This is a genomic window from Moorena sp. SIO2C4 (assembly GCF_010672485.1).
GTDB classification, from domain to species: domain Bacteria; phylum Cyanobacteriota; class Cyanobacteriia; order Cyanobacteriales; family Coleofasciculaceae; genus Moorena; species Moorena producens.
This window is the reverse complement of sequence record NZ_JAAHGN010000118.1, coordinates 1-11,350: the sequence shown is the minus strand read 5'-3', so window position 1 is coordinate 11,350 and position 11,350 is coordinate 1. Positions and strand designations below refer to the sequence as shown.

Genomic DNA, 11,350 nt, shown 5'->3' with positions numbered 1-11,350 from the left:
AGCCGTAAATCAAGCTGTTGATCAACTGTTGAGCCAAGCTAATAAGACAGCTGTAGACATTACCCGTGCTAGTAGCAGTAATTTCCAAGAGCCACTGGTGCAAATTACTCAAGCACAAGTAGATCAGCTCAATCCCCTCCACCACGGCCAACTATTCCGAGATCCAATCCAACTATTCCGAGATCCAATCCGGGGATTCGCCGCCAAGGCTTTCAGATCAATAGAAATGGATTTTTTGTCAGTACCGATGGTGGGAAACCTATCATTCAAATCGAACGAAGTCGCAATAACCGCCGCATTAACATCGACCTAGAAGGGGTTACAATTGCCGAGAGTCTGTTAGGGGAGGATTTGGAGGTAAATCGCTACGGGGTTAGCAAAATCGAGTTTGAAAAGAAAAAAGAGTCCCCACCGATTGTCCGGATGACCCTAAATGTGGATAGTGACAGCCCTGATTGGCTGGCATCGTTCAGTCAAAGATTGGGAGGGGTGTTGATTTTCCCTAGGGGGATCCCAGCTCAACGCTTAGATAATGGACCAACATCCAAAGTTCCAACGAAACCGATTCAATCCCGTGGCTCGGCTAATACCGGTAAGTTAGCCACCATTGGGTCAGTGGAACTGGCTAGTAATCAGACTCAGCTATTGATTAAGGCTAACCAACGGGTCAGAGCCACTAGCAAATGGGATCCTCGTTCAAAGTCTTACCAAATTACTATACCGAATGCCAAACTAGCTGAGAAGTTCAGTGGCCCTCAACTTAATACCACTAGTCCCGTATCAGAGGTGATGGTTCGGCAGGAGGACAAAAACACGGTGCTGATTCTGGTACAACCATCAAACGGTACCCGAATTGGTAGCCTCAATCAGCTCAATGATCAGCTGTTGGCTCTGCAACTGAGACCATTTCTATCAAGGAGGCCAACCAGGATACCCCCGCGCTCGATTCCTGTGCCACCGCCTAACTCGATTCCTGTGCCACCGCCTAACCGGACTCGCCCACCAATTCCCAGACGTCGGGTTCCCAAAGAGCGCCTGGTAGTGGTCATTGATGCCGGACACGGTGGCAAAGACCCTGGTGCTATTGGGATTGGGGGTATACAAGAGAAGGATGTTAATTTGTCGATTTCCCGACAGGTGGAAGCGCTGTTGGAAAAACAGGGGATCCAGGTTGTCATGACTCGCTCAGATGACCGATTCATCAGTCTGAATGGACGAGTTCAAGTGGCAGAACGGACTGATGCTGATTTATTTGTCAGCATCCACGCTAATGCTATCGGGCGTAACCGACCGGATGTGAATGGATTAGAAACTTACTACTACTCTACTGGTCAGAGTCTTGCCCAAACCATCCACTACACTATCTTGCGGAGCGTGGATATTAGTGACCGACGTACCCGACGGGCGAGGTTTTATGTGCTCAGGAAAACCTCCATGCCAGCAGTTCTGGTAGAAGTTGGTTTTCTAACCGGCTATGAAGACTCCGCTAAACTGAAAACTTCCGCCTATCGCAGCCAGATGGCTAGAGCGATCGCTCGTGGCATCCTCCTATATATTCGGCAAAATCGGTTATATTCGGCAGAATCGGTTGACCTAAGTTAAGTTCTGATATTTTGTCAATTCTTAATTGATAATTGCTAACCTATAATCTAACAATTTTCTTGTTTTGAGCGAACCTAAGTAATTTGTTTATTGCCCCTGGGTGGGTAGGTGCCAATTCTTAGCCAATGATCAATAACCAAATTTTGATCTCTCGAACTCAACCCCAGAGTAGTCCTATCGGGATTTTCGACAGTGGTGTGGGGGGTCTGACTGTTCTGAGGGAACTATACAAACAACTACCATCCGAATCAATTATTTACTTTGCTGACACAGCACGGCTACCCTACGGTACCAGATCTACCGATGAAATCGTGCAGTTCGGCTTCGAGATTCTCAGCTGGATGGTGCAACAGGATGTCAAAATGGTGGTGATGGCCTGCAACACCAGTTCGGCTCTGGCATTGGAAACTCTGCGTAGTGAGTTTGACATCCCAATGCTGGGGCTGATTCTACCGGGTGCCCGTGCGGCGCTCCACCAAGGTCGTCGGATTGGGGTGATTGCTACACCAGCTACGGCTGCCAGCAATGCTTATCGAAATGCTATTTTAGAGGTTGAACCAACGGCTCAGGTCTGGCAAGTGGGTTGTCCGGAGTTTGTGCCATTAGTGGAGCAAAATCGCTTGTGCGAACCCTACACTACAGCGGTAGCACGGCAGTACCTAGAACCTTTGCTAGCAGCCCAAATTGATACCCTAGTTTATGGCTGTACTCATTATCCCCATCTCGAACCGATCCTACGGGAAATATTACCCCCAGACGTTAAATTGGTAGACCCAGCGAAATACGTTGTTGCTGCTGCTGCTCAAGAACTGGATTTAATTGGAGGGAAGAATACTGGGGAGGCAAGACCAACTCGCTTTGGGGTCAGCGGTTGTCCTCAACAGTTTGCCCAACAGTCCCTACAATGGCTGGGTTACACTCCAACAGTTGAAAAAATACATCTACCACAGGTGTCAATCCCTAGGATACCTTTAGGTGCGACCCGTGATGGCGAGCAATCCCTTGACCGTAGGTCACGCTAAGCGAACGCCATCACGGAAAGCGCACCTTTAGAATCGGTAGACTGACCAATAATAGACCGATTTTTTTTACCATAAAATTGCTTGTGGAGGCAATAGTTAACGCATCCCACTTTCCTTAGGTGAAGTCGTTGCTCAGAGGCGATTTCACCTAAGTTAGTTATTATCATGATTAATTTTTCGCAATTTTTTCGGTCACTTTAACCCCTTTAACTCACCCTAGATCTAAATCAAGCTAAATCAAGGTTTGGCTCGGCTTGTCATATCATCTCCGGATAATTACCCTTAATAATCTGTCGCCCACGGGAACGCGCACCAAGAGACGGGAAAGGGGAATTCCTAGTTTTGTAAATTTTTGTTTCAAACTTATCACAATTAACGTAAAAGCGAAAACTCACGCTGAAGACTACTTTAGTAACTCAAAACCCTAGTTGTTGAGTAAGCAGTCAGCTATCAGCTTAGTCAAGAAACAGAGTCAAGTCATGGAATTTTTTTCCTGGGCGACTCTTGTCTATTAAAATCTGGTTTATCGCTTTTTTATAACCATTAAAAATTGCGAATTAATAATTTACCCTTAACCTTTAGCAATAAAAAATCAGGGATCTAATAATTAGTAAAGCAGATTTGATCACCAATAACGTTACGTTTATTTTATAAGTCATCCAACTATGTCAGCTCTAACTATTAAAGACATCAACACCGATAGCCTTTCTGTGGAAGAACGCTATGCACTTGACATTCTAGTCAACCTGCCAGTGCCTCAGGTTAGTAAACTCCAAGAATTAATGGAATTGGAGGTAGAAGACGTTATTAGCCCTATAATTTTAGAAAATTTTCTTGAACTGTGTCAAGAATGCGGCTTGGACTTGTCTGAGGCAGGAGTCAATAAGTTTAAAGATGCTAACAAACTCGGTAATACTGGAGCTGTCAGAGGAATTATTGGTCCTCAAACGGCTCAGTTTTACTTTGATGCTATCATCAAGAAAGTAACACCAGAGTTGCCACCAGGTACCGATAGAAACATTAACCAAGCTGGTTTAGATCTTGTTAAAGAGTTTGAAGGACTCCATAAAAGGTGCCCTGATGGCAGAGTAGAAGCTTATATCGATCCGGTGGGAATTCCTACTATTGGATGGGGTCATACTGCTGGTGTTAGGATAGGAGATATCATCACTGTTGAGCAAGGGGAGAAATTGCTCAGACAAGATTTAGAAAGTTCTGAATCTACGGTGAGTAATCTTGTCAAAGTATCACTGACTGATAATCAATTCTCTGCTCTAGTTAGCTTTGTGTTCAATATAGGACCAACAGCGTTTAGGCGCTCTACATTGTTACGTAAGTTGAATCAGGGTGATGTTCAAGGGGCGGCCAAGGAGTTTCTTCGTTGGAACAAGGGTGGTGGTCGAGTCCTATTAGGCTTGAGCAAACGCAGAGAAGCGGAGCGTAAACTGTTTCTGAGCTAATTCAAATTGAAGGTTAAAGGTTGCAGGTTGAAAGGTTGAAAGTTTGAAAGGTTGAAGATTGTCATCCAAGGCTACACCTAATACCTAACCCCTAACCCCTCTAAGTTTGGCAAAATGTATAATAAAAGACCTATCACCCAGTAAGGTAATTACTCACCTTAGCCAAAAAAATGGGTTTAAAGCCCCGTCCTTCTAGGACGGCTTTTATTTTAATCTCTGACTTGACAGTTTTCACAGAGCGTGTTATTGAAAAATATAACAGATAACTAAAAACAATACGGATAGACACTATCTTAGAATAAGTAGACAATGTAAAAAACAAGCTAAGAGATAAGCATGTTGCATAATCCAATCTAACGATTTGGTCGTCTATGAAAATCTAAGATTAAAAAAAATATGGGCTCTCCTAGACTGATTATAGTAAATGAGTAGTTTAAATTAGCGATTACCCCTTAAATAGCAAGGGATTCAATAAACTAAAAATACATTTTTAGTTTATTGGCATTTTTAAATTAATCAAACCCTTGATTAGTAAAGGCTATGGCGATTATTTTATACTTTATAATAGCCACTCTAGGAGAGCCAAAATATTTAAAATCATTGTCTATCTAAATCCTTAATAATTTAGGTACGGTGGGGCACACCGAAACCTAGGTCATAGACCAAACACGCTCATGGAGAATTGTCCTCTACCTTTCCTGGCTCCGGCCTGGTTAGGCAAGACAGCTCGTTGAAGTGAGAATCCCCGTCCATAAGCGGGCGGGGAGTGTCAACAAACCAAAAGTTTATTTGGGCTACAGGCATGACCAAACAAGCACCTACTTCCTTGCTTTACCTAAACGTGGCACCGACTCAAGTAGTGCGTTGCTCCTTGGAAGAATCAGGAAATGCGATCGCACGGCTGGGAAATCGTCCTTTGATTCTAGGAGGTCAGCATACTCTGGCTACCCTAGCCTCATCACTGGAATCGGTTTTGGAACAGCATCAACTCAGTTATGAATGCGCATCCTACAGTCCTGATTGCAGTGAGAAGTCTCTAGCTAAACTCTCAGAAGCTGTTGCTGCTCATCAATCTGACTTGATTATTGGGATTGGCGGAGGTAAGGCGTTGGATACTGCTAAAATCCTAGCGCACCAGTGTCAGTTACCTGTAGTTACTGTACCCACCTCTGCTGCTACCTGTGCCGCTTGGACAGCTCTATCTAATATCTATTCTGACCATGGGGCTTTCCTGTATGATGTTGGACTTGACCATTGCCCAGATTTATTGGTACTTGATTACAGCTTGATTCAGACAGCGCCCCAACGTACCCTAGTTGCCGGGATTGGTGATGCCTTAGCGAAGTGGTACGAAGCTTCGGTTAGTAGTGGTAGCGCTACAGATACTCTAATTATTGCGGCTGTCCAACAGGCAAGGGTATTGCGAGATATTTTGTTCCAAAAGTCGGTTGAGGCTCTAACCCAACCTGGTAGTCAAGTTTGGCGGGAAGTTGTTGATGCAACAGTTTTACTGGCTGGTGTGATTGGGGGCTTGGGTGGAGCTCGATGTCGTACTGTTGCTGCCCATGCTGTACATAATGGTTTAACTCATATCCCAGCAGCTCACGATTCTTTACATGGTGAAAAGGTGGCTTATGGCATTTTGGTGCAGCTGCGTTTGGAAGAAATGCTTCAGGGGAACCAACTGGCGGCATCAGCACGGCAACAGTTGCTGAAGTTTTATGCTGAGCTTGGTTTGCCCCAAACTCTCCAAGACCTGGGATTAGGGTCGATTACCTTGGCTCAGTTACAGAAAGCAGCTGAGATTGCCTGTGGGGAAAATTCTGATATTCATCGGCTACCGTTTAAGGTGCTTCCAGAACAGCTGATGGCAGCAATGGTTTCTACTAGGATACTAGTTGAGGGCAGTCGTAAGGAGTTAAGTTTGCCAGCGGTTGAGGTTGAAGGTTGTCTGTCAGAATGAAGAATGTAGAATGAAGAATGTAGAATTTGGAATTCTACATTCTTCATTCAAAAATGTTGCAGGTTGCAGGTTGTAGGTTGAACGGTGTTGGGTTAAGGTTGCAGCTTTTGAGCTCAAACCTGTTGACACTCCCCGACCATTAGGCGCGGGGATTCCTAGATCAACGAGCCGCCTTAAACCGCCGTATTCCTATCTTTAACGCCGTCAAAAATAGGACAGTACTTAACCAAAAACCCGTCAAGACCAAGTTTTTAGTCAATTTACGACAGACCCAGAGGGCGATTCTCCCTAGGCGTTTGGTTACTTAGTTGGAAGTGCCTTTAAGAGTCCGTTTCTCTTCCTTTTCGCCTGGTTCCGGTGTGCCCCACCGTACCGTTTCTTTTTCTCAAGTTGTGATTTTTCTGGGTTCACACGTTAATTGTTAGTTAACGATTGGGTTTTTAAGGAGGATTTTCCCTGCCCTCCGGGCATTACTGTTTTAAGGTCAAGCAGTGGCGGGCTTCTCTCCCGGTTGCGCCTCGGTTTTTCAACCTGTACCCTATACTTATATACCCTAGGGCTAGATAATCGTCAACCCTTTAGACTAGATTTCTTTTAGGCTAAAAGCGCGCTAGTCGCTTTCATCTCCGCTCGCTTTGTGGCGGAGTTTTCAGTGTTCGGATTTCTAATAACCTTTTATATTACTAGCATTTTCCCTTATACTGGCTCTCAACTCGTTCGCGATCGCGTGGCCTTTTGGCCAAAGTCAAAAATTCTAGGTTTTGACCTTCAACCGGCTAACTTCCAAACCTGACACTGATGATGGTAGATTTGATTACCCCAGCACAACGACTAAGCGCACTCCCTCCCTATGTATTTGCTCGTTTAGATGAATTAAAAGCAAGAGCCCGTGAGCAAGGGCTGGATTTGATTGACTTGGGGATGGGTAATCCTGATGGTTCAGCACCGCAGCCGGTGATCGAAGCAGCGATCGCAGCCTTAAAAAATCCGGCTAACCATGGTTATCCTCCCTTTGAGGGGACTGCTAATTTCCGTCGGGCAATTACGAATTGGTATCACCGCCGCTATGATGTGGAGCTAGACCCAGACAGTGAAGCTTTACCTCTGTTAGGGTCCAAGGAAGGACTAGCTCACCTAGCCTTGGCCTATGTGAATCCGGGAGATTTGATTTTAGTACCTTCTCCTGCTTATCCGGTCCACTTCCGGGGTCCGTTGATTGCTGGGGGGGAAATTCACAGCTTGGTTTTGAAACGGGAGAATGATTGGCTGATTGATTTAGGGGCAATTCCGGATCAGGTTGCCCAACGAGCTAAGATCCTCTATTTTAACTATCCCAGTAATCCGACCACCGCTACCGCCCCAAGGGAGTTTTTTGAAGAAATTGTTGCCTTTGCCCGTCGGTACTCAATTCTGCTAGTACATGACTTATGTTATGCGGAATTAGCATTTGATGGCTATCAGCCTACTAGCTTGCTGGAAATTCCTGGCGCTAAAGATATTGGTGTAGAATTCCACACCCTATCCAAAACTTATAATATGGCTGGCTGGCGCGTTGGCTTTGTAGTGGGGAATAGCCGCATTATTCAAGGGTTGCGTACCTTAAAAACTAATCTGGACTATGGGATCTTTGCTGCCTTGCAAACCGCTGCTGAAGCGGCCTTGCAACTGCCAGATGTTTACCTTCAAGACGTCCAAAACCGTTACCGCCGCCGCCGAGATTTCATGATTGAGGGTTTGGCAGAGTTGGGTTGGCAGATTCCTAAATCCAAGGCAACCATGTATCTGTGGGTTCCTTGCCCAGTAGGGGTAAGTTCAACGGATTTTGCTCTGGATGTTTTGCAGCAAACTGGAGTAGTCCTCACGCCGGGAAATGCTTTTGGCATCGGGGGTGAAGGGTATGTGCGGATTAGTTTGATTGCGGAATGCGATCGCTTGGGTGAAGCCCTCAATCGGTTGAAACAAGCTAATATCCGCTACCAAGCCGAAACAATGGTTAAGGTTTAAGGTTTAAGGTTTAAGGTTTAAGGTTTAAGGTTTAAGGTTTAAGGTTTAAGGTTTAAGGTTTAAGGTTTAAGGTTGTAAATAGGTGCAAGTTGTAGGTAGGTGCAGGTAAGTGAACTCAACAACTGTTGGGGGAATTATATCAAATCTGGTAGCATCGGTTTACAACTTGCATTTGCCTTAACTATCCTTACCGACAGCGATTTTTGCGTATAGCTGTCAGTGAGAATGGCCAGAGTTTAGAATGGGTGCATCTCAGTTTTGCCTAATGGCAAAACTGAGATGCACCCTGGCGGACTTCCCCCTTGACGTTGCGGTTTAATATCTCCGGTTTCTCTATGTTGTTTTAGTAATTTGTTAGAGTCGATGCCTCCGATTAAGGAGGGCACCTCTCCTGTCATACCATACGTGAAAGTTTCCCCTCATATGGCTCCTAGATCTTCTCTCCCTTAGGAGTGCTCCAGTGAATTTGCTGGTGACAGCTATTGTGTACTGCTATTAGATTCTTTGATTTCCAGTTGTCGTGGTTTCCATCTATGTGATGAAGGTGTACATCCTCGTCTTCTAGGAATCTTAGTCCACAAAATCCACAGGAATGGTTTTGCCTTTTCAAAGCTGCTGAGGTAGTATCTGAGTAGAGGTTCGAGTTCCTTCTGCTCCAATAAACTAGGTCACCATCATAAGGTGACTTAGTCCCCTTAACGTTAACGTGTTCATTTTGGCTGTATCCTACTTTCGGGAATGCTTTCTTACATAGTTCAGTAGCTTTATAGCGACTTACCTTTTTTTCTTTGCGGAATTTCTGGTGAGCCGTATTTCTCATGAACCATAGAGAATCCCTGGAACTACTCATATAGCAGTTCTTATGGTAGTTTCTCCATCCACGTACGATCGGGGCTACTTTTTGTGCTTTTATTTCGGCACCATAGTTCGAGTTATTGACTACGTGCTTGATTTTTTCACGTATTTTTCGATGATTATCCTCTGAGGGAATGCATCGAAATTTTCCGTTTTTCTGGACACGGAAGTACCACCCCAGAAAATCAAACCCGTCTGTCGTCTTAGTTAGCTTGGTTTTTTCCTCGCTGACTTCCATTCCGCGTTTTGCTAAGAAAGCTTTGATTTTATTTAAAACTTTCTCAGCGTTATCTTTTGGCTTTAGAATTATTACCATGTCATCGGCATATCTAATGCTTCTGACTTTGGGGTCTAATTCTTCTATTCCGTTCAGTGCTATGTTTGCTAGTAGCGGGCTAACTACACCGCCTTGAGGAGTTCCTTGCTCAGGGAATTCGGGATGTGTTCCTGCTTTTAGGCATCTAAATATCCCGTATTTTAAGCCTGAAGGTGCAATTAATTCCTTCATTATGGTGGTGTGAGCTATTCGGTCGAAGCACTTCTTGATATCTAGTTCTAAGACTCTTTTTTGTATGCCGTTTTTAGTCGAACACAGGTTTAGGAATAGCATTTTCTGAGAATCTTGTGCGCTTCTTCCCGGCCTGAATCCATAACTATAGGCACTGAACGTTGCCTCATGGGCAGGTTCCAGAGCGTATTTGGCTAGACATTGCCATGCTCTATCAGCGATGGTAGGTATCTTCAACACCCTTACTTTCCCGTTCTTTTTAGGGATGGGGATTTCGCGGAGTCGGCTATGCTTCCAGTCCGAAGCAAAGTCGTTCAATGTTTCTACCAGTTCCCATCTCTGCCGGTAGTTGAGGCTTGACTTACCGTCAACTCCCGCCGTTTTTTTCCCTTTATTTAGCTGTGTCACTTGACGGACTGCCAAAAGTTGTGCTGCACGGGATTTCATAATCAGTTTTTGGAGTGACCGCGCCTTCTTTAGGTCGCCATCTCGAACTGCTTTAAACACTCGCTTTTGTAGGCGGAATAGATTTTGGCGGAGTTTCTTCCACTTTTGTCCTTTCCAAAGGTCGCTATATCTGTTTGACATGGGTCTACCTATGCTCTCCTAGAGTTCGTGTTTTCTGAATACCCGTAGCCAGTTTCCGGCTACATCCTACCCGACAGTGAGGATTAGGTTTGGCATAACTTACTAAGGATTCGACCTTTCCTTAGACTCATTTGTTGCTGTCGTTTTTACTCGTTCCGACTGTTAGATTGTTATGAGGTTTTAGGGCAGTCCGGAGATGAAACCTTAGAATAGTGGAGCCTTACTACAAAATTTTTAACCCTTTTACCCATAGCCGACTAACTATAAAGGCTCCACTATTCTTGCGGTAACTTCTAACCAATTTGCCTATCCTCTTCTCGGAGTTTACGGTTGTCATTCAAAATACACCGTGAGAATAAAAGGATGAAGTCTCGCTTTGGCTCGATCAGATTGCGGCTTAGCTTTTAGACACTTTTTAAGGACTTTCGTTAATCTACCCATGACATCTTCCCATTAGCGCCAGTGTCATACATCTGAAATATGTCTGATTGCGCCCTGTCGCCAGCGTCACTCTGACAGAATGCCGTCTGTCTCGGTGTGGCCAGATCGGGTGTCACTTCACTCCTGAAGGGGTCGGGTTTTCACCGCCATCCAAACAGTCAGTTAGGTTTGAAGGTTTTTTAGTCCTTCTTTCCCCCAGCTCATACCCCTTATGTAATAAGGCTCTTAGCTGGAACGAGCCGCACTTGAATAAAGCTTTTGGCTACACCAAAACGTTGAGCTAAGTTTCGGAGGTGCGACCCTAGGGCGATTTACTCGCCCTAGGAGGCGCGCACCTTGATAATTTTTATTTGTTATGAATTTATAGAATTTTTTGCCGAAAGTCAAGAGAGTAAGGTTTCATACGAAATTTTTATAATTAACTATTTAATCTATTTATAATTGTACCTCATAGCTATGAGAAACGCTATATATTCCAAGCAGTAACGCTTCAAGTCCTAATTTTGATCAGCAATCAGCAGCTATTCCGACAACCCCAAAAAAAGCAATACCTCCTATCATTCCGAGCGGTAGCGAAATTTTAGCTAAACACTACCAGCGCGTCATGCAGGAGATACTCAATTATGCTTTACCAGCATTCTGAATTATTCACTCAACACCCGCTGCAATTAAACAGCGGGTGTTTTTTACAATGAACTATCTTCCTGGGGGGGTGACATACAAGCTGAAATCCTTACTGGATAATAATTTCAGCCCATAAGTTCCAAAAATATACATTCTGTTTTGGGCGCTCCTTTGGACGTAGTTATAAGGGTTTGAGCTTGCCATTAAGCGATGCAGCTTCGGAACAGGGGAGGCAGCGCGGTCTTGGGGGTTCCCCCCATGAGCGACTGCCGTGGTTTCCCCA

General features: G+C 44.7%; 7 protein-coding genes and 1 pseudogene. 6 read left to right on the top strand and 2 right to left on the bottom strand.

The features are described from left to right. The 3 genes and pseudogenes from F6K20_RS09115 to murI all read left to right on the top strand — a co-directional run. Window positions 1-313, top strand: a pseudogene (locus F6K20_RS09115) (hypothetical protein); the annotation flags it as partial. 38 nt (window positions 314-351) lie between these two features. Further along, a complete protein-coding gene (locus F6K20_RS09110; RefSeq protein WP_353736740.1) occupies window positions 352-1,602 on the top strand; it encodes an N-acetylmuramoyl-L-alanine amidase family protein in 1,251 nt (416 codons plus the stop codon). A 125-nt stretch (window positions 1,603-1,727) separates the two neighbouring features. Beyond that, complete coding sequence (gene murI / locus F6K20_RS09105) at window positions 1,728-2,624, top strand: glutamate racemase (protein WP_008188715.1); 897 nt, start codon at window positions 1,728-1,730, stop codon at window positions 2,622-2,624. Here murI and F6K20_RS09100 read toward each other — a convergent pair. Continuing rightward, window positions 2,621-2,791, bottom strand: a complete 171-nt coding sequence (locus F6K20_RS09100) for a hypothetical protein (protein WP_008188717.1) — start codon at window positions 2,789-2,791, stop codon at window positions 2,621-2,623. The genes murI and F6K20_RS09100 overlap by 4 nt on opposite strands. Before the next feature lie 498 nt (window positions 2,792-3,289). Here F6K20_RS09100 and F6K20_RS09095 point away from each other — a divergent pair, with 498 nt between their 5' ends. From F6K20_RS09095 to F6K20_RS09085, 3 genes are all read left to right on the top strand, one after another. Next, window positions 3,290-4,084: a lysozyme gene (locus F6K20_RS09095; protein ID WP_287294479.1), complete on the top strand. Its 795-nt coding sequence runs from the start codon at window positions 3,290-3,292 to the stop codon at window positions 4,082-4,084. 802 nt (window positions 4,085-4,886) lie between these two features. Next, window positions 4,887-6,047 carry an iron-containing alcohol dehydrogenase family protein gene (locus tag F6K20_RS09090; RefSeq protein ID WP_044494954.1) on the top strand — a complete coding sequence of 387 codons (1,161 nt, stop codon included), beginning with the start codon at window positions 4,887-4,889 and terminating at the stop codon, window positions 6,045-6,047. A 798-nt stretch (window positions 6,048-6,845) separates the two neighbouring features. Then, complete coding sequence (locus F6K20_RS09085; RefSeq protein WP_044494956.1) at window positions 6,846-8,051, top strand: aspartate aminotransferase; 1,206 nt, start codon at window positions 6,846-6,848, stop codon at window positions 8,049-8,051. Between the two features lie 430 nt (window positions 8,052-8,481). On the opposite strand, the gene F6K20_RS09080 is transcribed toward F6K20_RS09085, so the two are convergent. Further along, window positions 8,482-10,002, bottom strand: coding sequence for a group II intron reverse transcriptase/maturase (locus tag F6K20_RS09080; protein WP_008180688.1), 1,521 nt, complete (start codon window positions 10,000-10,002; stop codon window positions 8,482-8,484). Window positions 10,003-11,350: the final 1,348 nt, after the last annotated feature.